Source organism: Polaribacter reichenbachii (genome assembly GCF_001975665.1).
Taxonomy (GTDB): Bacteria; Bacteroidota; Bacteroidia; order Flavobacteriales; family Flavobacteriaceae; genus Polaribacter; species Polaribacter reichenbachii.
Genome location: NZ_CP019419.1, coordinates 2,156,979 through 2,182,867, shown reverse-complemented (window position 1 = coordinate 2,182,867; position 25,889 = coordinate 2,156,979). Strand labels below are relative to the sequence as shown.

Genomic DNA, 25,889 nt, shown 5'->3' with positions numbered 1-25,889 from the left:
ATTGATTAGATTATTAAAAAAAATAATTGCAATAGTTCTATTTACTTTTTCAGTAAATTTATCAATACACGCTCAAACTACACAAAGTAAAGATTCAACTGAAGTAAAAAAAGACACTTTAAACTTAAGATACGACTTTAACAACACCCAAAAAGGAGGACTTTTCTTAGATGATTTAGCAGAAAAGGAAGTTATTTTTGATAAGGCTTTAAACAAATACGTAATAATCGAAAAAATTGGTGATTATTACACCAAAACTCCTATTTTTTTAACGCAAAAGGAATACGCGCAATATCGTTTAAAACGAGATATGTTACAGTATTTTAAAGACAAAGTAAGTGCAACTAATAGTAAGAAAAAAGGTGCTGCAGCTGCACAAAGAGATTTATTACCTGAGTATTATGTAAATTCTAAGTTTTTCGAATCCATTTTTGGTGGAAACACTGTAAAAGTAACTCCAACAGGTAATCTGAACTTGAAACTAGGTGTTATTTATCAGAATACAGAAAACCCACAAATATCCGAAGAAAACAGAAGTAGTTTTACTTTTGATTTTGATCAGCAAATAAATGCAAGTATTCGTGCTAAAGTTGGTGAACGTTTAGAATTTACAGCTAATTACGACACACAATCTACTTTCGATTTTCAAAACTTAGTAAAAATTGATTATTCGCCTACAGAAGACGATATTATACAAGGTATTGAAGCTGGTAATATTGCAATGCCAATTAAAAACTCTTTAATTAATGGTGCACAAAGCTTATTTGGTGTAAAAACCAAACTACAATTTGGTAACACCAGTGTTACTGCTGTTTTTTCGCAACAAAACTCTGAAAGTAAAACAGTTGTTGCAGAAGCTGGTGCCTCTATAGAAGAATTTGAATTATTGGCTACAGATTATGATAATGACAGACACTTTTTCTTATCGCAGTTTTTTATTGATAATTATGCAAATTCTTTAAAGCAATACCCATTAATTAGTAGCCAAGTAAATATTACTAGAATTGAAGTTTGGATTACCAACAGAAATGCTACTACAGAAGATTTTAGAAGTATTGTTGCACTTGCAGATATAGGTGAAACTGATAACCCAAATGCTAATAATGATTTTTACAGAAATTTAGTTGCAGACCCTGGTACTGTAACAAACTCTAATAACCCTATTAGTATTAATGCTAATGGTGAGCAATTATTTTTACCACAAAATAATGCTAACAATATTTATACTGATGCAGTTTTGGCGGGCATTAGAGATGTTTCTAATGTAGAAAATACCTTAAGGAGTAATTTTAATATGACCTCTGGTACAGATTACTCAATGCTAGAAAATGCTAGAAAATTAAGTACTAACGAATATACTTTAAACTCTCAATTAGGTTACATTTCTTTAAATAGAAGATTAAATGATGGTGAAGTTTTAGCAGTAGCTTACGAGTATACAGTTGCGGGTTCTGTAAACGGAACTTCTGAAAAATCTTTTAAAGTTGGTGAATTTTCTAATGATGGTATACAAGCACCAGATAATTTAGCTGTTAAGTTATTACGTTCAGAAATTTTACAAACCAATCGCGAAAACGCTACAACAGGAGAAACAGAATCATTTCCAATCTGGCGTTTAATGATGAAAAATGTTTATGCTTTAGGCGCATATCCATTATCTCAAGATGGTTTTCGTTTCGAAATTCAGTACAGAGATGATGAAACAGGTATAGCATCTAATGTTTTACAAAATGCAAATACAGCTAACATTCCTAATTTACCTCTAATTCAAGTTTTTAAATTAGATCAATTAGACCAAAGTCAATATAGAAATGCAGATGGTTATTTCGATTATGTAGAAGGAATAACTGTAATTTCTGAAAACGGATATGTTATTTTTCCAGAACCAGAACCTTTTGGTAACGATTTAGTTTTAAACAATAGTAACCCTAGTGATGTTGGTTTAGATGAAAACTTAGATAGTGAATACCTTTTTAAAGAACTGTATTTAAACACAAAAATCAATATTAAAAATAACTATCAAAATAAAGACAAATACTTTTTAAAAGGATACTTTAAATCAGAAAGTGCTGGGGGAATTCCTATTGGCGCATTTAATGTGCCTAGAGGATCTGTAAAAGTTACTGCTGGTGGCAAACAACTTGTAGAAGGTGTAGATTATGTCGTAGATTATTCTTTAGGTAGAGTACAAATTATAGACCCAGGTTTACAAGCTTCTGGAACCCCTATAAGCGTATCTACAGAAAATAATGCTGTGTTTAATCAACAAAGAAAAACCTTTATGGGTATTGATGTAGAACATAAATTTTCTGATGAATTTATAGTAGGTGCTACCGTTTTAAATGTAAATGAAAGACCTTTAACACCCAAAGTTAATTTTGGTGCAGAGCCAATAAATAACACTATGTTTGGGGTTAACATAGATTACTCTACAGAAGTACCTTACTTTACTAAATTGGCAAATAAATTACCTTTTGTAGATACTGATGTACCTTCTAATTTATCTGTAAGAGCAGATATGGCATATTTATTACCTGGAACACCAAGTGGCATTGACGTTGCTGGTGCAGCTACCTCTTATATTGATGATTTTGAAGCTTCTCAGATACCAATTAGTTTATTATCTGCTTTAGATTGGTATGAGGCAAGTACACCTAGAAACGAAACTGATGATCGTTTTAATGGTAATAGTAGCGATTTAGATTACAATAATAAAAGAGGAAAATTAGCTTGGTATAGTATAGATCAAATTTTTTATGGTTTAGGAGATACACCTGCAAGTATTAATGCAGACGAACAATCTAGAGCAGAAACAAGACAAATTAATTACAGCGAACTTTTTCCTGATCAGCAGTTTGACATTACTCAAAACACACTTATTAGAACTTTAGATTTAGCTTATTTTCCGCAAGAAAGAGGTTCTTATAATTTTAACCAAAACACAACTGAAGCAAATGTTGATGTAGCAAACAATAAAGTTACCTTACTTAAACCAGAAGAAAACTGGGGTGGAATTATGCGTCCTTTAAATACAAATAATTTTGATCAAGCCAATGTTGAATACATTCAGTTTTGGATTATGGATCCTTATCAAAATTATTCGATTACAGAAGAAGAAGGTTTACCTCCAGGTGTAAATCCTAATGATGTTTCGAATCAAGTGGGAGATTTATATATCAATCTTGGAAATATATCCGAAGATATTGTAAAGGATAATCGAAAAATGTTCGAGAATGGTTTACCCGAAGATGGAGCAAAAGTAAATACAGTTAATGTAAACAGAACCATTTGGGGAGATGTACCCAGAAATCCGTCAATAATTTATGCTTTTAGCGAAGATGATACAGCAAGAACTAATCAAGATGTTGGTTTTGATGGTTTAAATGACCTTGAAGAAAGTAGTTTAGCAGACATTGGTATTTATAGTAGTTTGGCAGATCCTGCAGCAGATAACTTTCATTTTTTTAGAGGCGGTAATTTAGATGCCATAAATGCATCAATTATCAGCAGATATAAAGATTACAATAACACGCAAGGAAACTCACCTACTTTAAATCAATCTCCAGAAACTTATCCTACTTCATCTACAACTTATCCAGATGTAGAAGACATCAACAAAGATCAAACAATGAATACTGTTGAGAGTTATTATGAGTATAAAATTTCTATGGATAGAAATGAATTACAGGAAGGTAGGAATTATATTGTAGATGAAAAAACAACTTCTGTAACTCTTGAAAACGGAAATACTCAAGAAACAAAATGGTATCAGTTTAGAGTACCAATTAGAAACGGAATTTCTGTAAACGGAATTTCTGACTTTAATAGCATTCGTTTTGTAAGAATGTATTTAACCAATTTTAAAATACCAGTAGTTATTCGTTTTGGTGAGTTAGATTTGGTTCGTGGAGATTGGAGACGTTATACAAAAACTATAGATCCTACTATTGACCCAGATAGAGATTTAGATCAAACAGAACTAGAAAATTTCGAAGTTGGTGTAGTAAGTATAGAACAAAACAATGGTAGCTACATACAACCTCCAGGTATTGAGCGTGAGCGCTTGCAAGGTTCTACTTCTGTACAATTGCAAAACGAACAATCTGTTACTTTAAGTGTTACCAATTTAGAACCTAATAAAACAAGAGCCATTTACAAAAACATAAGCGTAGATTTAAGACGTTTTAAAAACCTTAAAATGTTTATGCATTTAGAGGGCGATGAAGGTTTTTCTGGTATTGTAAGATTAGGAACAGATTTAGCCGAAAATTATTACGAACTAGAGGTTCCTTTAACAGTAAGTTCTGGGGGCAACAGCCAACTCGATATCTGGCCAGAAGAAAACAATTTAGATGTGCTTTTAGAAGCCCTAGGTAAAGTAAAATTAGAAAGAGACGCAATAGGTGCCTCTATTAATGAACCTTATGTTTCTGCAGAACAAGTAGATTTACCTTATACAATAACCGTAAAAGGTAACCCAACTTTAGCACAATTAAGAACTATTGTTTTAGGTTTAAAAAACACAAGCTTGATAAGTAGAACTGGTGAGGTTTGGTTTAACGAATTACGTTCTTCTGATTTCGATAACGAAGCAGGTTGGGCTGCAATTGTAAATGCAGACGCTAACTTTGCAGATGTAGCAAACATTTCTTTAGCAGGTAGTATGGAAACAGTTGGTTTTGGAAACGTAGAAGACAGAGTAAGCCAAAGAACTTTAGACGAAACCAAACAGTATGATGTTTCTACATCTGTTAGTTTAGGTAAAGTTTTAACTCCAAAAAAATGGGGACTTCAAATACCTATGAGCTATAGTGTGGGAGAAACTTTTATAGACCCAAAATACGATCCTCAATACCAAGATGTAGAATTAGCAGACGCTATTGAACAAAACCCAAATAGCGAGTTTTCTAGAGATTATACAAAAAGAACTAGCATTAGCTTTATTAATGTTAAAAAGAATAGAAACCCTAACTCTAGTAAAAAACCTAAATTTTATGATGTAGAAAATTTAGCAGTTTCTTATTCTCATAACAAAGAATTTCATAGAGACTATAATATAGAAAAATACATTAACGAAAATGTAATGGCTTCTGCAGCTTACAATTTTAACTTTAACTCTAAACCAATTGAACTCTTTAAAAATTCAGAGAAATTTAAAAGTAAATATTGGAAATTTATTAAAGACCTAAATATTAACCCAATACCTACTACATTAGCTATAAACTCTAGAATTAATAGGAGTTACAACGAACAACAATCTAGAAATTTGGTAGAAGGCTTATCTGCACAACCAGAATTAAAACAGCGTAGATTTTTATTCGATTGGGATTACGCAGTTGGTTTCGATTTAACAAAATCGCTGCAAATGAATTTTAACGCAAGTAATAGTTACATTTATGATACTTTTGGAAGCGATGAAGAATTACAAATTTTTGATGATTTCTTTAATACAGGAAGACCAAACCAATATCATCAAAAATTAAATGGTACTTACCAATTACCTTTAAATAAGTTTCCTTTCTTAAGTTTTATGAAAGCAGATTATGCTTACACAGCAGATTTTGATTGGCAAGTATCGTCACAAGACGAAACTATAGCTGCACAAATAGGTAACGTAATTCAGAATGCAAATACACATAATATAAATACTACATTCTCTTTCGAGAAATTATACAAAAGCATTGGTTTCGAAAAATTATTATTAACCAAATCGCAACGTAAAAATGCTAAAGGAAAAAATATTGCAAGAATTAAACCTAAGAAAAATTTACCTATTGGCAAGAAAATTTTAAAAACAACTTGGGGTATTTTAACATCAGTAAAACAAGGTAAAATAAGTTATACAGAAAACAACGGACAATATTTACAAGGTTATGATGAAGGTATTGGCTTTTTAGGTGGTTCTCCAACAGCATTTGCATTTGGTAGTCAAGTAGATATTAGAAACAAAGCTCTTACAAATGGTTGGCTAGTTAACCCTAGATCACTTACAGATGATGCTAGCACACCAGATATAGATGAAAGTGCTTACTATAATAAAACATACAGCAGAACGCATTACAATAAATTAGATTATTCTTTTACTGTACAACCAATAAAAGATTTAAACATTGATATAAGAGGTAATAAAATACAAACCAAAGATCTTTCTCAACAATTAGATGTTATAGAAAACGGAACTGCAACTGGTACTATAGATTATGATATTGATACTTTCGAAACTGGTAATTTTAGTACAAGTCACTCAATGTTTTCAACAGCATTTACAAACGGAGATGCTTTGTTTCAAACAATGAAAGACTATAGAAGTATAATAGCAAACAGATTTGCAACAGAAAACCCAACTGTAAATCCAGATGGTTTTGGAGAGAATAGTCAGCAAGTTTTATTACCTGCTTTTATTGCTGCATATTCAGGTAAAAGCCCGAATAAAGTAAGTACAGGTTTGTTTAGAAATATACCAATTCCTAATTGGACATTACGTTACAATGGTTTTATGAAAATGAAATGGTTTAAAAAGAACTTTTCTTCTTTTGTGGTTTCTCACGGATATAAATCATCGTATACAATTTCTAGTTTTACAAATAATTTACAGTATAAAGAAGATACGGCTTTTACAGAAACTAATGTTGCTGGTAACTACGAGCCAGAAAAATTAATAGCAAGTGCCACTTTGGTTGATGAATTTTCGCCATTAATTAAAGTTGATATGAAAATGAAAAACTCTTTTTCTTTTAGAGGAGAAATTAAAAGAGATAGAACTTTAACAATGAACTTTAACAACAGTACTTTAACTGATATTGCAGGTAAAGAGTACATTGTTGGTTTAGGCTACGTTTTTAAAGATGTAAAAATGAATACACGTTTTACGGGTAAAAAAACAACATTAAAAGGTGATATTAATTTAAGAACAGATGTTTCTCTTAGAGATAATTTAACACAAATAAGGTATGTAGATGAAGATAATGATCAAATTAGTGGTGGTCAAAGATTATTTTCTATTAAATTTACCGCAGATTATACGTTGAGTAGTAATTTAACAGCATCGTTTTATTACAACCATCAAACATCTAGATATGCAATATCAACCACTTTCCCTAGACAGGCAATTAATGGTGGATTTAATATCGTTTACAATTTAGGAGGAAATTAAAATAAATTCAAATCATAAAATAAAATTACAAATGAACATTCCATCAGAATTAAAATACACAAAAGACCACGAGTGGATTAAAATTGAGGATAATATTGCAACCGTAGGTATTACAGATTTTGCACAAGGTGAATTAGGAGATATTGTTTATGTAGATGTAGATACTTTAGATGATACTGTAGATGAAGGAGAAGTTTTTGGATCTGTAGAAGCTGTAAAAACAGTTTCTGATTTATTTATGCCTTTAACTGGAGAAGTTATTGAGTTTAATGAAACTTTAGAAGATGAGCCAGAATTGGTAAACACAGACCCTTATGATAAAGGTTGGATGATAAAAATTGATATTTCTGATAGCTCACAAATAGAAAACTTACTAGATGCTGAAGCGTATAAAGAAATTATTGCTGGATAACTTAATCATTGTTGCTATTGGTACAACTATAGCAATTGTATGTTTAAGTTTAATAAAACTTTCTGGTACAGGAGTAGAAATAAAAAATATAGACAAAGCTTTTCATAGTATAGCCTATTTTACTTTAACTGCTGCTTGGTTATTTAGTTTTTACAAAAAACCAGAGAAAAAATATTTGATAGCAATTAGCTGTATAATATTTGGCATAATAATTGAGGTATTACAAGCTAGTTTAACGGTTTATAGAACAGGAGATTTTATTGATGTTCTTGCAAATTCGTTTGGCGTAATACTCGCTTTAATTATATTTAACCTTTTTTTGAAAAAAAAATGGATTAATTAATGTTTTGACTTGTATATAACACAATAATTTAATTAAATTAGCAACCTATTAAAAACTCTTTAAGAATGGAAATTAAGAAAAATCCTAAATCGAATTTAGAAAATTTCAGCAAAATATTTATGCAGATTGGGCTTGTATTAGCTTTGTTTGTAACTTATGCAGCAATTGAACAAAAAACATATGACAAAACCTATGGTGATTTAGAGGTTGTAAGTATGAACGCAGAAATGGAAGAAGAAATTCCTATTACTGAAAGAGTAGAACCAGTTAAACCTAAAACTCCACCACCACCAACTCCAGAAAAAATAGAGATTGTTGAAGATGAAAAGGAAATTGAAGAAACTGTAATAGAATCTACTGAAACTGATGAAACTGAAGCTGTAGAAGTAGAAGAAATTGAAGAAGTAGAAGAGGTAGAAGAAGTAATTGAAGACGTTAGTTTTATGATTATCGAAGATGTACCTGTATTTCCTGGTTGTAAAGGAAGTAAAGATGAATTAAAAAAATGTTTCAGTCAAAAAGTACAAAAACACTTCTCTAGAAAATTTGATGCAGATTTACCTAATGAATTAGGGCTTTCTCCAGGTAGAAAAAGAGTATTTATTGCATTTAAAATTGATAAAAGTGGTAACATTGTTAACATTCAAGCAAGAGCACCACACCCAAAAATTAAAAGCGAAGTTGTTAGTGTAATGAATCAATTACCTAAAATGACACCAGGAAGACAAAGAGGTAAGCCAGTAGGTGTAAAATATAGTATTCCTTTTACTTTAATTGTAGAGTAATAATAGTAAGCTTTTTTAAAATATATAAAAACGTCTAGAATTTTCTAGACGTTTTTTTGTGTCCTATTCTTACTAAACCAAGAAAGATTCCTTATATGTTAAGTATTATAATAAATTCTAAAACCTTTCAAAAACCAAGTCTATTTTAGTAATTAAGAGGTTTACTTACCACAAATAGACAAACTAAAGGTATTGTATTAGCTATAAAAAAAGAAAAACGAACTGTTATCTTATTACTAATGTTAACCAAAAAGAATTAAGAGAATTAAGAGAATTAAGAGAATTAAGAGAATTAAGAGAATTAAGAGAATTAAGAGAATTAAGAGAATTAAGAGAATTAAGAGAATTAAGAGAATTAAGAGAATTAAGAGAATTAAGAGAATTAAGAGAATTAAGAGAATTAAGAGAATTAAGAGAATTAAGAGAATTAAGAGAATTAAGAGAAAACTAAATAAAATTATAAACGTATCAAAAACTTTAAGAGAAATTAATTATAATCCATAAAAAAACCCATTAGAATCTTTCTTCTAATGAGTTATTAGTAACTAAACATAAGTAAAGTATTTAATTGTTAAGAGCCATTTTTGAATCCGTTTTCCAAGTATTAACTGAAGCTATTGAATTATCAACATAGTTAATTTCTTTTAAATAGTCTTTAGACCAGATAAACCACTTCCCTACCTTTTTGCCTTCTTTATAGTAAGCTAACCCTACTTTAACACCTTCTTTATTATACTTTGTCCACTCGCCAGATAATTTACTGTCTTTAAAAAAACCTTGAGTCTTGATGTCTCCATTATCGTAATAATAAGTAGCTTTTACTAAATCACCTTCAACTTTATAAGTTGGCTTTATTTTTTGGGAAAATCCGATTGTTGCCATACAAAGCAAACAGATTGTTATTATTTTTTTCATGATATATATAGTTTTAATTAACATTAACTTTACAAATATACGTAATTTTTACATTATAAACACTTTTTGGTAACATTAATTTAACATTAGAAACGTTCAAAAACACAATTCTATAGACAAAAAGTAGTAAACGCTATTAAATTTTGAAAAAAGATATCGTTTCCTTAAAGAATAGTAAGTATTTAAAATTCAAAAGATAATCAGGGTATTTTATCTAAATAAAAAATAGTAAAAATAATTAGTAGTATATTGAGTAACTTTTATAAACAATTAAAAAATGAATTATCTACAAATATTTTTAATATTGCTTGTTGCCTTAATACATTGTTATATTGTATACTTAGAAATGGCATTATGGACAACCAAAAAGGGAATAAGAACATTTGGACTTAAAACCAAACAATTTGCAGAAGACACAAAAGTTATGGCTGCCAACCAAGGTTTATATAACGGTTTTTTAGCAGCAGGTTTAATTTGGTCTGTAATTGCAGTGAAAATTGATGTTGCAATGTTCTTTTGTTGCTGTATTTTTATTGCAGGTATTTATGGTGCTTATTCGACTAAGAAAATTCGAATTTTGTATATACAGTCTATACCTGCTATTTCAACGATTATATCTTTACTATCGTCTTAATTTACTATGCACATTTACTAGAATACCTTTATTTTAGCCATTCAAAAACTATATAAAAACAAAAAAATGGAAGAATACATTGAAAAGTTTCAAGACATATTCGTTGAATATGCACCAAAAGTACTTACAGCTTTAGTAATATTAATAGTTGGTTTATTTGCTATTAAGATTGTTGTTAGTTCTGCAAGAAAATTAATGGGTAAAGGAGGTGTAGATGTAACGCTTCAAAAATTTTTAGGAAATTTAGCAGGTTGGGCTTTAAAAATTTTACTTTTTATTGTTGTAATCTCTAAATTGGGTGTAGAAACAACTTCGTTTGCAGCTATAATTGCAGCGGCTGGTTTAGCTGTAGGTTTAGCCTTACAAGGTTCTTTAGCTAATTTTGCTGGTGGAGTTTTAATTATGATTTTTAAACCTTTTAAAATCGGAGACTTAGTAGAAACTCAAGGAGAAATTGGTGTAGTTAAAGAAATCGAAATTTTTACAACCAAGTTAAAAGGTCTTTCTAATAAAGAAATTATTATACCTAATGGTGCCTTGTCTAATGGTAACATAGTTAATTATACAACAGAAGGTACAAGACGTGTAGATTTAGTTATTGGTGTTTCTTATGATGCTGATATTAAAAAAACCAAAGAGGTTTTAATGAATGTATTAACATCTCATCCTAAAGTATTAAAAGAACCAGCACCTACAGTAAATGTGTCTGAATTGGCAGACAGTTCTGTAAACTTTGCCGTTAGACCTTGGTCTACATCAGACGATTATTGGGATGTTTATTTTGATGTTACTGAGAGTGTAAAAATAGCTTTAGACAAAGCTGGAATAGAAATTCCTTATCCACATAGAGTTAACATTAACAAATCAGAAGAATAAAACTAAAAAGTAGGTTTCTTTTTCTTTTCTGGAATTACAACAAAATCTTTTAAATAAAAAGGCTCAAAATAAGCGACATTTTCAATGTCGCTTTTTCTGTATTTATTAAAAGACAAAATTGCCATTTCTTTTGCTGATGGAAATTTATCATCTACAAAAACAGCATTTTTATGATTAATTATTGTTTTACATTTCTGGGCTCCATCACCTAAAAAATAAACTTTATGTTCTTCTAAATAATCAGAAAAAGAGTTTTTATCTATAATTTCTGCTTTAATTTCTCTTATTTGCTGATGATCTTGGTTGTAAACAGCGGCGTAAACTTCCATTCTTCTTGCATCTATCATTGGTATAATAATACCATTATCAATAGAAATTGCGTGCGATAAAGACGTTAGAGTGTCAATAGAAATTAAGGGTTTATCGAAAGCAAAACATAATCCTTTTGCTGCAGAAACACCAATTCTTAAACCTGTATAAGAACCTGGACCTTTACTTACAGCAACTGCATCTATTTCTTTGTTTGATAAATTAGCTTCTTTTAAAATATCAACTATAAAAGGATGTAACACTTCTGCGTGAGAATAATTACCATTATTCAATTCTCTTAAGGCTAAAATTTCACCTTTATTAGCAATGCTTACTGAACAGTTTTTTGTAGCTGTTTCTATGTTAAGGATAATACTCAAAATCTATTTTTATTGCAAATATACTTCAAAAAGAAAACCTCACTAAAAATAGTGAGGTTTCTAATTGTATTTATTTTGTTATTATTCTAAAACTAAATCGCCAGCATAAAACTGTAAAACTTTTGTTTTAAAAACATAATCGTATTTAGAACGAATTAAAGTAGCTTGTGCATTTACCAAACGAGTTCTTACCTGATCGAAATCGAATTGGGTCATGGCACCAAAATTATAACGCTCTTGTGCATTTTTAAAAGCTTCTTCTTGTGCTTCTAAAGAAATTTTAGCTGCTTCATAACTTTTTAAAGCCGTTTTTACATCTAAAAAAGATTGCTCTATAGTTTGTTTTAAGCTTAATTTTTCACTTTCTAATTGTGTTTCTGAAAGTTGTTTATTTATAACAGTTTTAGCAACATTATTTTTTGTTTGAAAACGATTAAAAATAGGTACACTTACTGAGACCCCAATATTGTAACCTAAATTATCATTCAATTGTTTAAAGAAATAATCATTCGTAAAAATTTCATTAAATCTATGACTATAACCTGTTCCCATACCTCCAAATAAAGATGCTGATGGTAAAAAAGCTCCTTTAGCTATTTCTATATTCAAATCTGCATTATCTATAGCCAATTTCGCTCTTTCAATTTCTGGCATTCTATCTAAAGATTTAGAATAAATTACATTAGAATTTTTATAGAATAAATTTGCAGAAGGTGTACCAACATCTACAGGCATAACATCAAAGCCTTCTGTAGGTTCTTGTAATAATTGTGCTAAATTAAGTAATGCTAAATCTAAAGCGTTTTCTTGACTAATAACTGCTTGTAAATTAGTTGCTGCTGTAGATTGCGTGTTTAATAAATCTCCTTTGGGTATAACACCAGATTTAAAACGAGCTTCTGCTGCTTCTATTTGAGTTTTACTAATTTCGTATTGTACTTTTGCTGCTGCTAAGTTTTCTTTTGCAAATAAGATATTTAAATAACCATTTACTACAAATAAAGAAATATCATTTTCTATTTTCTTTAAATCTAATACACTACTTTCTACTCCTAATTGTGCTTGTTTGTATGTATTTGTATTTCTGAAACCATTAAAAACAGTTACGTTAGAACTTAAATCAAAAGAAGCATTAAAGTTATCTGTAGATATTCTTGAATTACTAATATTATCGATAAGAGATCCAAAACCAAATCTACCAGAAGAACTACCATTTAAATTTGGCAAAAAATTACCTTTAGCAATTTCTACATCCTTTTTAGCAAGTTCTAAACTTAGTTTATTTTGCTGTATAGATATATTCTTTTCTAATGCTTGATCTACACATTCTTTAAGAGTCCATTTTTTTTGAGAAAAAGTAGCAATAGAAGTTAAAAAAGCTACAAATAAGATAAATTTAGTTTTCAAAACGCGTTTGTTTTTGGTTGGTTTATTTGTGTTATTACCTACAAAAGAAGAACTTTTTCTTTTGTTAATGCTTATAAGACGACTAAAAGTAAAATATGTTACATCATTTTACTCTTATTGAAATGTTAATTTTTTGTTTGCTTTCTATATCGATACAAAGTATAAAATAAAGCTGCAATTAACAAATAAGGAAAAACCATTAAATAAGAGATTCCGTTATTAACACCTTCTGCCATAGAAACATCTCCATTCTCTACAACTGCCTTACACATAGCACATTGAGAATATGAAGATTTTACTGTGAAAACCATCAAAAATAAAAAAAGAGATACTTTTTTATGAAACATAGTAAGGAGAAATCATTAGATAAACTATTACACCAGTAACAGCTACATACAACCATAAAGGAAAAGTTTTTTTGGCAATTTTCTTATGGTCTACAAATTTACCCAATTTTGCTTTCATATAAGTAATTAAAACAAACGGAATTACAATTACTGATAAAACAATATGCGTTACTAAAATAAAATAATACACATATTTAACTACACCTTCTCCACCAAAAGATGTTGAATCTGATGTCATATGATAAGCGATATACATCAATAAAAAAGCTAAAGAACACGCAATTGCAAATGAATTTAATTGTTCATGTAATTTTCTGTTACCTTTTTTAATAGCAACTACTGCAGCTACCAAAAGTACTGCTGTTACACCATTGATAGTAGCATAAATAGGTGGTAGAAAAGTTAAAGGCTCTACATCGAAACCTAATTGTCTTAAATTAACGCCAAATAAGGCAGCAACAGCTAAAGGAATAATTATAGATAAAACTGTTATGATCTTTTTATATTTTTTTTCTTCTGCAAGACTTTCTGCTGAATTCATTTCAGTATTACTCATTCAATAATAATTTAATATCTTCTTTTAATTCTTTAATTTGATCTGGAAAAGTTTGCTCTTGTAAAGCTCTATAATACATTATCGGGTTTCCAAATTCATCTTTTCTAGATCTTATATAACCATCCTTATCAACCAAAGCAAATAAACCAGAGTGCTCAAAACCTGCATGAGATTCATCTCCTTTACCTGCATAAAGTTTAAAACCTTTGTTAGATAATGCATATACAACATCTTCTGATTTACCTGTTAGCAAATGCCAATTTTTATGGTTAATTCCATTGTCTTGTGCATAATCTTTTAGAATTTTGGGAGAATCAATTTCTGGAGTTATTGAAATTGATGCGATTCCGAATTCTGGATTACCAAAAAATGCATCTTGTAAGGTTAGCATTTTTTTATTCATTAAAGGGCAAATAGTAGGACAAGTAGAAAAGAAAAATTCTACCACATATACTTTGCCTTCGTAAGATTTATTGGTAATTGTTTGCCCTTCTTGGTTTATGAATTCAAAATTCGGCACTTTATCAAACTTTACCAAACCAGAATCTTGAAAACGATTTACCACCTTTGGCACGGTATAAATACCAAACAATAATATTATAAATGCAATACCTACGTAAGAATACTTTTTTCTCATAACCCTACTTCTTTTCTATCTGCTTTATTCTTATTTCTTTCTTTAAAAGCTGCATAATATTCATAATACAAAACTTTTACATCATCTTTTAATTTACCATTTAATACAGATACAGAATTCATATTATAACCATATAATTTATTACCTGTGCCTTCATCATTTAATCTACCTCTTAAATTAACATCTTTATCTATTAAAAACGCTTTAGTAGTTGAAAGGTTTATCAATGGCTCATTAAATTCAAAACTTGAATAAAACACTTCTATTTCTGCTTTAGAACTTGAAATGAATCTCCATTTTTGCATATCAGTAAAAGCGCCAATATCCTTTTTTAATTTTTGTACTTCTTCCTCTTTTCCTTTAGGATAAACACCTATAATTTGAAATTGTTTATAATCCGTAAACTTTTTGTAAATCTTTTCATTTAAATTAAAAAGACCTGATTTAATAGAATTAATGTCATTCCCTAAAAAACAAACAATAGTAACATTACCTTTAAACTGTACTGATTTTGAAGCATCTATTTCAGAAACGTCTATTATATTTTCTGTAAGTACAGGTAATTTTTTAAAATTATTTTCTCCTGTAGATAATATCAAAAAACAAATCAAAGGAAAAATAAATAGTAAAAATAAAACGACTCTTTTTTTTGTAAAAAACTTCATATATCAGAAATTATTATAAAACGGAATTAACTTTTGTAAGCATAAAAAAAGGTGGTTAAAACCACCTTTATATTTTAATTACCATTTTACAAGTGGCCCTAATGTTTCGTATAAATAGTCTCCTTCTATTAAGAGTAATGTTACTAAGTAACAGATTAAGAAAACTGCGGTCCAAACTACAGAACGTCTAAACCATTTTTTCTCTCCTTCCATGTGCATGAAAGTCCAAGTAATATAATATGCTTTAAACAAAGTTAGTATGATAAATATCCAGTTTAAAGGACTTGTACCTAAAAAACTAGTTAAGTGTAAAAAACCTGGTTTTACAATACCTAAACCTACTTCTACAATAGTAACTACAGATAGTAAACCAAATACCATCCATATTCTTTTTACATTAGATTCGTGTGCGTGTGCGTGTGCCATTTTTAATGCTATTTTTTTATTAAACTAAATAGAAGAATGTGAATACAAATACCCAAACTAAATCTACAAAGTGCCAATATAAACCTACTTTTTCTACCATTTCATAATGTCCTCTTTTCTCGTAAGTCCCAAGAATAACATTAAAGAAAATGATTATGTTAATTATAATACCAGACAATACGTGAAAACCGTGAAAACCTGTAATAAAGAAAAAGAAATCTGCAAAGATTGTATTTCCATATTCATTCGCTTTAAGGTTTGCACCTTCTAGTACCATTTTACCTTTAGACAATTCTGAAAGCCCTTTTTCTCTAGATAAAACAATTTTCTGTTTTTTATCTAAATCTATTTGCTCGCTTCTAATTTGTACTGATGGATCTGCTTTATAAGAAGCTAAAATTTGTGCTACAGAATACTGTGCAACATCTTCGCCACTTTCGAACCACAAACCATTCTTTTTAGTGTTAGATTCTCTATGATCCATTCTATCACCAACCACAAAATCTGATAATGCTATTTGGTGCCCATCTTTTACAAATTGTAAAACTTTACCATCTGTAGTTTTAACAGCTCCATAAGAACCTTTTATAAAGGTATTCCACTCCCAAGCTTGAGAGCCAACAAATATTAAACCTCCAATAATAGTAGCAAACATATACCAAGCTACTTTATTTTTTTGCATTTTATGCCCAGCATCTACTGCTAAAACCATAGTAACTGAAGAGAAAATAAGTACAAATGTCATAAAAGCGACATAATACATTGGGAATTCTCCATGAATAAACGGGATGTGTGTAAAAACTTCATCCGCAATTGGCCATGAGTCAATAAATTTAAAACGAGTTAAACCATAAGCCGCTAAAAATCCTGAAAAGGTTAATGCATCAGAAACGATAAAAAACCACATCATCATTTTACCATAACTTGCACCAAATGGTCTTACTGAACCACCACTCCAAGTATTTTTTCCGTCTGAAGGTATAGCAATATTTGCTTCCATAAATAATATTAAATTAAAATCTTAAACGTTTTGCCAAAAATAGCTATTTTTCATCACTTAATAAAAGAGAAAAAGAAAAATAGATAAATCCATAGTATATCTACAAAATGCCAGAAAATTGCACCTAGTTCAAAACCAAGCATATCATCCGATTTGTATTTGTATTTAAAATGATTATAAATAACAACAAAAAGCACAATTACCCCTGCAATAAGGTGTAAAACGTGCATAAATGTTATACCAATTATAAAAGATGTAGATACTGTACTTTCTGGTCCAGTAAAAAACAATCCAATACTTTTTAATTGATTAAAGCCTATATATTGTTGCCAAATAAAACCAAGTCCTAAAAACAGGGTTAAAACTACCATTATTAAAGATAGTTGTCTTTTATCTTGTTTTAAAAATCTTTGCGAAAAAAATAAAGTTACGCTACTTGCTACAATTAAAAACGTACTAATATAAAATGCCTGAGGTAAATCAAAAGAAACCCAGTCATCACGTTTCATACTTATAACATAAGCACTTGTTAATCCTGCAAAAAACATTACCATACTAATCATTGAAACCCACAACATTGGTTTTGCTGATTTCTTTTTAGCTGCTACATATTCTTGCTCTAAAGCTTGTTCTTCTATCATTCTTAATGTAAAAATTTATCAACTACATAAACAACTTGTACCATTGTAATATATAAAACACTGGCAAGCATTAATTTTCTAGCATCTGTATTGTCTTCAGATTTATGCAACTTTATACCATAATATAACATTATAAAACCAAATATTGCAACGATTACTGCAGATATTGGGTAAATATAAAAACGCCCAGATACTTTTAAAACTGGCGATATTGATACTAAAATCATTATTGCCGTATAAAAAATAATTTGTTTTACAGCGCCTTTGTCTTTAGTATTCATTGGCAACATATTAAAACCTGCTTTTTTATATTCTTCGAATTGTAACCAACCAATAGACCAAAAGTGTGGAAATTGCCAGAAAAACTGAATCATAAATAAAAAACCTGCTTCTATACCAAACTCATTAGTTGCAGCAACCCAACCTAACATAAAAGGTATTGCTCCTGGAATTGCTCCTACAAAAACAGTTAATGGTGTTACCGATTTTAAAGGTGTATAAACAGACGTATATATAAATATAGAAATTGCACCAAACAAAGCTGTTTTAGGATTGATACTATATAAAATTGAAAGCCCTAAAACTGTAAGTAATATCGCAATGGTTAAAGCAAAATTTACAGACATTCTGCCAGTTGGCAATGGTCTGTTTTTTGTACGTTGCATAATTGCATCGGTGTCTTTTTCTATAATTTGATTGAATGTATTTGATGCACCAACCATAAAAAAACCACCTACTGCTAACAAAAAGAGTGTAGTATAATTAATAATATCTACAGCCAATAAATAACCTGCAACAGAAGAAAAAACCACACTAAAAGACAGACCAACCTTAGTAAGCTGTTTTAAATCGGATAAAAGTGTATGCATTGAAGTTCTTGTCTCTGTAATTGCTGTTGAATTCATATTACCAATAATCGCTTGCAAAGATATTTGATAATTATGGATTTACAATGATTTTTTAAAAGCTTTTCTGAATTAAACATATAAAAAAACCCACTCAAAATTGAGTGGGAAAATTGCTATGAAAAAGAAAAAGTGTGATTTAATTAAAAACCACGAGCAAATATAGAAATTAATTTTTATATTTTTTTTAAAAAAATATAAAACTTTAACTTTTTTTATACTTAAAAATAATATGGTTGAACTGAAATTATTTTTTTAAAGTAAAATTTGGTAAACCTGTATAAATAGGATTTAATCTTTTGTACATAGTATCATAAACATAAACATCGCCAAACACAATGTTACCATCTATTTTATTTATCTTATTTAGAAAAAGTGAGTCTTTTTTATACTCATAAGTACCTTTTTCTACACAATAAGAATTATCGTAGATTGTTTTAAACTCAAAAGTAGCATCATCATACAAAATGATTTCTAACAATGCTTTTTCTTTAGAAAAGCTATTAAAAACCTGAAATTTATCTTTAAAAATAGCTTTATCATGATACTCTAAAGCTCTGTTAAAAACCACTGCAAAAACAGCTGTAATTATTAAAGGTCTAAAATTAAATAACTCTTTCTTTATTGTTATTTTGTATAGGTTATAAAAAAAAATCGCTAAAAAAGTAATGATAAAAATAATTGTAAGACCACCAATAATTACCAAATCTACATCTCCAAAACAATAATCATCTGGATGTATTAATTTATAAAAAGGTAATAAAGCTAGTAAAATAAGTAAAATATATCTTTTTCTTAGTTTCATTAAATCCCTTTTTCTTTTTTCTTTTTGATTAATAAATCTGCAATAGCAGGGTTTTCTGGGCTACTTTTAATCTTTACAAACTCGTCTCCAGTTTTAACAAACCCTATTTGTAACACTTTGAAATATACACCACAAAAAGTTGTATTCCAAAATTGTTTTATGATTTTCATGTTATTAAAACGAATACCTAATTTATAACAAGGACTTCTTTGCACTGTAGCTTCTAGAATTGCATCACCAACCTTAAAAATATCGCCAGTTTTAATTTTTGTTTCATCAAGATCATCAACCGTTAAGTTTTCGCCAAACATACCCAAACTCCAATCTAGTTCTGGATATTTAGGTCTCCAAAAATCATAATGTTTTAAAGAATAACCGTAAACTGCTTGTTTTACACCTCCATGATGTTCTCTATCAGAAATTTCATCACCCTTAACTTCTTCTATATCTAAAAAAATAGGTTCATCAACAGGGAACTTAAAAATACCTGTAACCACTTTTTTATTTTTGTAAGTGATTTCTTTTCGTTCTCCAATATTTGTTGATACAATTTTCATCACTTACTTTTTTGAAAATTTAGCTAATGCTGTTTTTGTAAATTCTGATAATACTAATTCTCCTGAAATTTTTGCTCTTTCTAATAAGAGAGCATCCCAATTATTGGTGTTTTGCCACAATACTTTTTTCATTTTAGCTAAAGCAGATGGATTATAACTAGCTAATTTTTGGGCAAACACATCAACCTCATCATCTAATTCTTTAATACTTTCAAAAACCTTTGCATACAAACCTTTTTCTTTTGCCCAATATGCATTTTTCCAAGAAGTAGCATCTAAAGTTAATTCTGACAACGCTGCTAAACCTATTTTACGTTTTACAGCAGGTTCTATTACAAAAGGCCCAATACCAATGGTTAATTCTGATAATTTTATAGATGCTGCTTCTGTTGCCAAAACATAATCGCAAGCAGATGCTAAACCTACTCCACCACCAACAATTTTACCTTGCACTCTACCAACAATTAACTTACTACAAGTTCGCATTGCATTGATAACATTTGCAAAACCAGCAAAGAATTTTTCGCCTTCTTCTAGATTAGAAATGGCAACTAATTCATCAAAAGAAGCACCTGCACAAAATGCTTTTTCTCCTTCAGATTTTAGAATGATAACCACAATTTCATCATTTAAAGAAAGTTTATTGAATTCTTTGGTTAACCTATCTAACAGTTCACTTGGAAAAGAGTTACTTGCAGGATGACCAAATTCTATGGTAGCAATATTGTTTTGAATGTTAGTAAATAAACTTCCATTTTGCCTTAAAGTAGTCATAGAATTTAATTAAGTTTTACCAAATGTAGCTTTTTATCAATTAAAAATCAATCTTTACAATAAAAGTTAGCTTTTTAATTTTTCCCTCCATTTTCTAAGTGTTGGCGAACTTATAAAAAACAAATAAAAGCCAGATAAAATAGTTAGCAAACCTAATACAGAAAAAACTCTTAACACCCAATTCGTTATATGATCTCTGGTTTCAAAATCCATAACATGTAACATCCACAGAAAATCGAATTTACGCCAATTATCATTTCTAACTTTGGTGATTTTTGCTGTATTAGGATGCACATAAACTGTAGTATTGGTTTCGTGTTCTAAGGTTATTGCAAATACTGGTAAAGGGTTTCCTCTATATTCGTGTTTATTGGCAATCTCTTTTTCTGTTAAGAATTTAGTACTTTTTATTGGCATTGCATTATACAATCTGCTCTTTACAAAGGCAATACTTTCTTCTTTGGTTAATGCTTTTCGAACTCTGTATTTGTTCTTATTTAAATTTAAAAACAGAATATCATTACTTCTTGTTACACGTAATAAACTATCTTTATTTACAACAATGGCTTCTATGTTTTTAATCGGTTTTGCCTCTGTATCTTCTAAAAACTGCAAAAGTTTTCTTACAGGTTCGTTATAAGAAAAACTAAAAGTATGTTCAGTTTTGTCTAATAAAGTTTCTCCATGAACATCATCCATATCATTCCAACTAAAATATAAACCTCCAATTGTCCAAAAAAGAAATTGTATGCCAATAAATAAGCCTAAATAACGATGTGTTTTTCTTGTAAATCTGTGTACTCTTCTTTTCATACTTAAAATAAAAAAAGTCATTATAAATATATATAATGACTTTTTAAAAATTTTATTTCTTGTGTTTTAAAATTAAAATTACCAAATAAAGCGTTGATAGCGCTGTTATAGCATTTGCTAAAATGATAGACAAACTTTTTAAATAAATACCATAAATCATCCACATTACAGTACCTATAAAAAGTGCTACATACATAGTTAAAGACAGCGATTTTGTGTCTTTGGTTTTGTATGCTTTAAAAACTTGAGGCAAAAAAGACGAAGTTGTAATAACTGCAGCAACTAAACCTATAATTTCAAAATTACTTATCACTTTTTTTATTTAAACTGTTTTTAAATCGTCTTTTGTAAAACCAATTATAGGCTTAACCTACAATATTTACTATTTTTCCAGGCACAATAATTACTTTTTTAGGAGTTCTACCTTGTAATTGTGCTTGCGTTTTTTCATGAGCCATTACCGTTTTTTCAATTTCTTCTTTAGATAAATCTAAAGGTAATTCTAAAGTAAAACGCATTTTACCATTAAAAGAAATCGGATAATTCTTAGCACTCTCAACCAAATGTTTTGGTTCGAAAACCGGAAAAGAAACTGTAGAAATACTTTCTGTATGCCCTAGTTTACTCCACAATTCTTCTGTAATGTGTGGTGCATAAGGCGATAATAAAACCAACAATGGTTCTAAAATTTCTCGTTTATTACATTTTAAAGCTGTTAACTCATTTACAGCAATCATAAAAGTAGATACAGACGTATTAAAAGAGAAATTCTCTATATCTTCTTCTACTTTTTTAATGGTTTTATGTAAAGTTTTTAACTCGTCTTTGGTTGCATTTTCTTCAGAAACATCAAAATTATCATCAGTAAAATACAATTTCCATAATTTCTTTAAGAATGATGAAACTCCAGAAATACCAGAAGTTTTCCAAGGTTTGGTTTGTTCTAGTGGCCCTAAAAACATTTCGAACATTCTTAAAGCATCTGCACCATATTCTGCAACAATATCATCAGGATTTACAACATTGTATTTTGATTTAGACATTTTTTCTACTTCTCTACCAACTTTATAAACTCCATCTTCAAGAATAAATTCAGCATCTTTATAATCAACATTTAAAGGATGATTTTTAAACCCTTCAATATCTAATTCATCAGAAGCATTAACTAATGAAACATCAGAATGTATATTACTTCTAATAATGGTTAATAATTCTGATTCTTGTTGATTAACAATTTTCTGATTTAATAAGTATTCTATTACTACATTTTCAAATTCATCATCTGTTGTAAATAATTCTTTAGATACAAATATTGAAGGAATTTTAGCCTTAATATCATCAAAAGAACTACTTAAAGAACAACCTGATTTTACAAATGCATCAGCTTTATAAACAAAAGCAGAAGTACCTAAAATCATTCCTTGGTTTATCAGCTTTTTTGCAAACTCATCTACAGGAACAATTCCTTTATCAAACAAGAATTTTTGCCAAAAACGAGCATATAATAAATGACCTGTTGCATGCTCAGAACCACCTATATATAAATCTACTTCTTTCCAATATTCTAAATTTTCTTTACTAGCAAACTCATCAGAATTCTTAGCATCCATATATCTATTAAAATACCAAGAAGAACCAGCCCAACCCGGCATTGTGTTTAATTCTAACGGATAAACTGTTTTGTTTTTTAGTTTTTCGTTCGAAACAACTTTCTTGTTACGAGAATCCCAAGCCCATTCAGTTGCGTTTCCTAAAGGTGGTTTTCCATCTTCAGTTGGCAAGTATTTTTCTACTTCTGGCAAAACAATTGGCAAGTGTTTTTCGTCAATCATTTGCGGCATTCCGTCTTTGTAATACACAGGAAAAGGCTCTCCCCAATAACGTTGTCTGCTAAACACAGCATCACGCAATCTGTAGTTTATTTTTCCGTAACCAAAACCTCTTTTTTCCATTTCGTAAATGGCTAATTTTAAGGCTTTCTTATATTTTAATCCTGATAAAAAGTCTGAATTTGCAATTACAGTTCCTTCTTTATCTGCATGTGCAGCTTCAGAAATATCTACACCTTCAAAAATATTAGGAATAGGAATATTAAAATGTTTTGCAAAATCATAATCACGCTGATCTCCACAAGGAACAGCCATTACAGCTCCTGTACCATAAGATGCTAAAACGTAATCTCCAATCCAAATTTGTACTTTTTCTCCAGAAAAAGGGTGAATTGCATACGCTCCTGTAAATGCACCAGAAATGGTTTTAACATCGGCCATTCTATCACGTTCAGAACGTTTTGCAGTTGCTTTTACATATGCTTCAACTTCTGCTTTTTGAGCATCAGTTGTAATTTTAGAAACCAACTCGTGTTCTGGAGCCAACGTCATAAACGAAACTCCGTAAATTGTGTCTGGACGCGTTGTAAAAACATCTATTTTGTAAGATTCTTCTTCAGAATTAGAAGTAACCTCTTTTTTACTCTCGACATTATCAATTACTTTAGGAAATTGAATTGCAAAATTAATTTCAGAAACTACTTTTACAACATTTTGTAAAACCTCTTCATCAGTAAAACGAATAACGTTAAATCCTTCTTTATGGAAGAATTCTGTTCTTGCTGCTTCATCTTCTTTACCAGAAAACTCAACAATTAAGTTTTTTGCAATACAAACATAATCTACCAAAAAAGCACCAACTGTATATTTTTTTCTAAATTTTGATGCTCCTTTTTTATTTTTTAATTCGTTCCAAAGTGTAGTTTCTGCTTTAGTCAAATTTTGTCTTAACTCTTTTAGATCTTCTAATTCTTTGTAAGATAATTTAACCTCTGAACTAGATTTTTCTGTTTTAGCTTCTACTTTAAAAGTAACCATTGCTCCTTGCGATCGCCCAATCCAATTCGTTTGAGAATCTTTTAAAGGTTGTGGCCAATCTATTTTTTCTAATCCGTCTAATAAACGTTGAGCGTAAGCAGAAATTCGCATAGACCATTGTGTCATTTTCTTACGAATTACAGGATGACCTCCACGTTCTGAAACTCCGTTTACAATCTCATCATTGGCTAAAACTGTTCCTAAAGCAGGACACCAGTTTACTTCTGTATCAGACAAAAATGTTAAACGATATTGTAATAAAATTTCTTCTTGTTCTGTTTTTGAGAATGCTTTCCATTCATCCGCAGAAAAAATAGTAACATCTTCATCACAAACTGCATTTACAGTTGCATTTCCTTCTTTCTTAAATACTTTTTCTAAAGTTGAAATATCTTCTGCCTTATCTGTATCTTTATTATACCAAGAATTAAATAATTGAATAAAAATCCATTGCGTCCATTTATAATATTCAGGATTTGAAGTACGTACTTCTCTGCTCCAATCAAAAGAAAAACCAATTTGATCTAATTGTCTTCTATATGTTTTAATGTTTGCTTCTGTTGTTTTTGCAGGATGTTGCCCAGTTTGAATAGCATATTGCTCTGCAGGCAAACCAAAAGAATCGTAACCTTGTGGATGCAATACATTAAAGCCTTTATGGCGCTTGTAACGTGCATAAATATCGCTTGCAATATATCCTAAAGGATGCCCAACATGTAAACCTGCTCCTGATGGATAAGGAAACATATCTAACACATAATATTTAGGTTTTTCACTTTCATTGCTGGCTTTAAAAGTTTGGTTATCAGCCCAAAATTTTTGCCAATTCTTTTCGATCTCTTTATGATTATATTGCATTATTTCTACTTTTAAGGGTGCAAATTTACGTTTATTCTTTAGAAGATTAAAGTAAAAAAGAACTTGCTTATATTGATATTCTTAAGTATTCTAAAATCATAAAAAAAGAAGTATTGTAAAAAATAAAATCCTCTTCAGAGTTATGAAGAGGATTATTGTAATAAAATTTGTTGCTTTTTAAAATTGATAACCTAAAGTCATTTGAAAAACTCCATTTTTAATATCTGGATTCTCACTAATTGCAATGAGCCCTAAATTATACCTTGTTTGAAAAAAAACACCACTATTAAACTGATATCCTAAACCAAAATTTGCAGCAAGATCAAAGTTTTCTGCATCTGTATTTTCTATTATAGCTCCATTATACTGATCTACAGGAACCAATTGATCTTTTATTAAAAAAGAAAATTGAGGGCCAACTTCTACATTAAAACCTTTGGCAACATAATACTTTGCCATTAAAGGAAGCGAAACATAGTTTAAATCGTACTTAAAACTATTTCTTTGTTGCGCACCCTGTGCAGAATATAATAATTCTGGCTGTACAGAAAACTTTTCTGTTAACGGAACTTCTACTACAGCCCCAATAACAAAGCCAGTTCTAGAATCTAAATTATTTGCATTACTACCATTTACAGAAGCAATATTCATCCCCAATTTAAGACCTAACTTAACATCTTGCGCATTTAATGCACCAGCAAAACCTATTGCGATACAAGCAACCCATAATTTTTTAATCATAATTTATTATTTTTTAATTTACATCTTTAAACCAATTGTTATGCCAATTCTAATTATAGAATGTTAAAGAATTTCACCTAAAG

Annotated in this window: 24 protein-coding genes; 6 read left to right on the top strand and 18 right to left on the bottom strand. The window is 29.6% G+C overall.

Translation table 11 applies throughout. From position 1 onward, the window contains the following. The first annotated feature begins 1 nt into the window (after position 1). The 4 genes from sov to BW723_RS09075 all read left to right on the top strand — a co-directional run bounded on the left by sov (position 2) and on the right by BW723_RS09075 (position 8,693). Positions 2–7,153 (top strand): T9SS outer membrane translocon Sov/SprA, encoded by a 7,152-nt coding sequence (gene sov, locus BW723_RS09090; protein WP_068355686.1) that lies wholly within the window; start codon positions 2–4, stop codon positions 7,151–7,153. A gap of 31 nt (positions 7,154–7,184) precedes the next feature. Then, the gene (gcvH, locus tag BW723_RS09085; RefSeq protein ID WP_068355689.1) at positions 7,185–7,565 is read left to right on the top strand and encodes a glycine cleavage system protein GcvH; all 381 of its coding nucleotides are present in this window, start codon (positions 7,185–7,187) and stop codon (positions 7,563–7,565) included. After that, complete coding sequence (locus tag BW723_RS09080) at positions 7,531–7,908, top strand: VanZ family protein (protein ID WP_068355692.1); 378 nt, start codon at positions 7,531–7,533, stop codon at positions 7,906–7,908. Before gcvH ends, BW723_RS09080 begins: the two co-directional genes overlap by 35 nt. 65 nt (positions 7,909–7,973) lie before the next feature. Next, positions 7,974–8,693 carry an energy transducer TonB gene (locus tag BW723_RS09075; RefSeq protein ID WP_068355695.1) on the top strand — a complete coding sequence of 240 codons (720 nt, stop codon included), beginning with the start codon at positions 7,974–7,976 and terminating at the stop codon, positions 8,691–8,693. A gap of 564 nt (positions 8,694–9,257) precedes the next feature. Here BW723_RS09075 and BW723_RS09070 read toward each other — a convergent pair. Next, entirely contained in the window at positions 9,258–9,575 is a 318-nt protein-coding gene (locus BW723_RS09070; RefSeq protein WP_226789199.1) for a toxin-antitoxin system YwqK family antitoxin, read from the bottom strand. Between the two features lie 310 nt (positions 9,576–9,885). Between BW723_RS09070 and BW723_RS09065 the strand changes: the two genes are divergently transcribed. After that, positions 9,886–10,242, top strand: coding sequence for a DUF1304 domain-containing protein (locus BW723_RS09065; RefSeq protein WP_068355700.1), 357 nt, complete (start codon positions 9,886–9,888; stop codon positions 10,240–10,242). Between the two features lie 66 nt (positions 10,243–10,308). Continuing rightward, complete coding sequence (locus BW723_RS09060) at positions 10,309–11,118, top strand: mechanosensitive ion channel family protein (RefSeq protein ID WP_068355703.1); 810 nt, start codon at positions 10,309–10,311, stop codon at positions 11,116–11,118. Positions 11,119–11,120: 2 nt separating this feature from the next. Here BW723_RS09060 and tsaB read toward each other — a convergent pair whose 3' ends face one another. The 17 genes from tsaB to BW723_RS08975 all read right to left on the bottom strand — a co-directional run bounded on the left by tsaB (position 11,121) and on the right by BW723_RS08975 (position 25,806). After that, positions 11,121–11,807, bottom strand: coding sequence for a tRNA (adenosine(37)-N6)-threonylcarbamoyltransferase complex dimerization subunit type 1 TsaB (tsaB, locus tag BW723_RS09055; RefSeq protein ID WP_068355706.1), 687 nt, complete (start codon positions 11,805–11,807; stop codon positions 11,121–11,123). A gap of 81 nt (positions 11,808–11,888) precedes the next feature. Next, the gene (locus BW723_RS09050) at positions 11,889–13,214 is read right to left on the bottom strand and encodes a TolC family protein (protein WP_068355709.1); all 1,326 of its coding nucleotides are present in this window, start codon (positions 13,212–13,214) and stop codon (positions 11,889–11,891) included. 125 nt (positions 13,215–13,339) lie between these two features. Then, positions 13,340–13,486 carry a hypothetical protein gene (locus tag BW723_RS09045; protein ID WP_394372175.1) on the bottom strand — a complete coding sequence of 49 codons (147 nt, stop codon included), beginning with the start codon at positions 13,484–13,486 and terminating at the stop codon, positions 13,340–13,342. Positions 13,487–13,550: 64 nt separating this feature from the next. Further along, positions 13,551–14,117, bottom strand: a complete 567-nt coding sequence (locus BW723_RS09040) for a DUF420 domain-containing protein (protein WP_226789198.1) — start codon at positions 14,115–14,117, stop codon at positions 13,551–13,553. Then, a complete protein-coding gene (locus BW723_RS09035) occupies positions 14,110–14,754 on the bottom strand; it encodes an SCO family protein (protein WP_068355715.1) in 645 nt (214 codons plus the stop codon). The genes BW723_RS09040 and BW723_RS09035 overlap by 8 nt, the downstream gene beginning before the upstream one ends. Continuing rightward, positions 14,751–15,419: a hypothetical protein gene (locus BW723_RS09030; RefSeq protein WP_068355718.1), complete on the bottom strand. Its 669-nt coding sequence runs from the start codon at positions 15,417–15,419 to the stop codon at positions 14,751–14,753. The genes BW723_RS09035 and BW723_RS09030 overlap by 4 nt, the downstream gene beginning before the upstream one ends. Before the next feature lie 78 nt (positions 15,420–15,497). Then, the gene (locus BW723_RS09025) at positions 15,498–15,845 is read right to left on the bottom strand and encodes a cytochrome C oxidase subunit IV family protein (protein ID WP_068355721.1); all 348 of its coding nucleotides are present in this window, start codon (positions 15,843–15,845) and stop codon (positions 15,498–15,500) included. A gap of 19 nt (positions 15,846–15,864) precedes the next feature. Then, positions 15,865–16,845 carry a cytochrome c oxidase subunit 3 gene (locus BW723_RS09020; protein WP_068355724.1) on the bottom strand — a complete coding sequence of 327 codons (981 nt, stop codon included), beginning with the start codon at positions 16,843–16,845 and terminating at the stop codon, positions 15,865–15,867. Between the two features lie 53 nt (positions 16,846–16,898). Next, positions 16,899–17,486, bottom strand: a complete 588-nt coding sequence (locus BW723_RS09015; protein ID WP_175335385.1) for a cytochrome c oxidase subunit 3 — start codon at positions 17,484–17,486, stop codon at positions 16,899–16,901. Positions 17,487–17,488: 2 nt separating this feature from the next. After that, positions 17,489–18,391 (bottom strand): heme o synthase, encoded by a 903-nt coding sequence (gene cyoE / locus BW723_RS09010; protein ID WP_068355727.1) that lies wholly within the window; start codon positions 18,389–18,391, stop codon positions 17,489–17,491. 247 nt (positions 18,392–18,638) lie between these two features. Continuing rightward, positions 18,639–19,196 carry a hypothetical protein gene (locus tag BW723_RS09005; protein WP_068355730.1) on the bottom strand — a complete coding sequence of 186 codons (558 nt, stop codon included), beginning with the start codon at positions 19,194–19,196 and terminating at the stop codon, positions 18,639–18,641. Further along, positions 19,196–19,753: an MOSC domain-containing protein gene (locus tag BW723_RS09000; protein ID WP_068355733.1), complete on the bottom strand. Its 558-nt coding sequence runs from the start codon at positions 19,751–19,753 to the stop codon at positions 19,196–19,198. The genes BW723_RS09005 and BW723_RS09000 overlap by 1 nt, the downstream gene beginning before the upstream one ends. A gap of 3 nt (positions 19,754–19,756) precedes the next feature. Further along, complete coding sequence (locus tag BW723_RS08995) at positions 19,757–20,527, bottom strand: enoyl-CoA hydratase/isomerase family protein (protein ID WP_068355736.1); 771 nt, start codon at positions 20,525–20,527, stop codon at positions 19,757–19,759. Positions 20,528–20,593: 66 nt separating this feature from the next. Continuing rightward, positions 20,594–21,340 carry a PepSY domain-containing protein gene (locus BW723_RS08990; RefSeq protein WP_068355888.1) on the bottom strand — a complete coding sequence of 249 codons (747 nt, stop codon included), beginning with the start codon at positions 21,338–21,340 and terminating at the stop codon, positions 20,594–20,596. Positions 21,341–21,392: 52 nt separating this feature from the next. Continuing rightward, positions 21,393–21,653, bottom strand: coding sequence for a SemiSWEET family sugar transporter (locus BW723_RS08985; protein ID WP_068355739.1), 261 nt, complete (start codon positions 21,651–21,653; stop codon positions 21,393–21,395). A gap of 52 nt (positions 21,654–21,705) precedes the next feature. Continuing rightward, on the bottom strand, positions 21,706–25,065 hold the full coding sequence (locus tag BW723_RS08980) for a leucine--tRNA ligase (protein WP_068355742.1): 3,360 nt from the start codon (positions 25,063–25,065) through the stop codon (positions 21,706–21,708). A 177-nt stretch (positions 25,066–25,242) separates the two neighbouring features. Further along, complete coding sequence (locus tag BW723_RS08975; RefSeq protein ID WP_226789197.1) at positions 25,243–25,806, bottom strand: porin family protein; 564 nt, start codon at positions 25,804–25,806, stop codon at positions 25,243–25,245. Positions 25,807–25,889 lie beyond the last annotated feature (83 nt).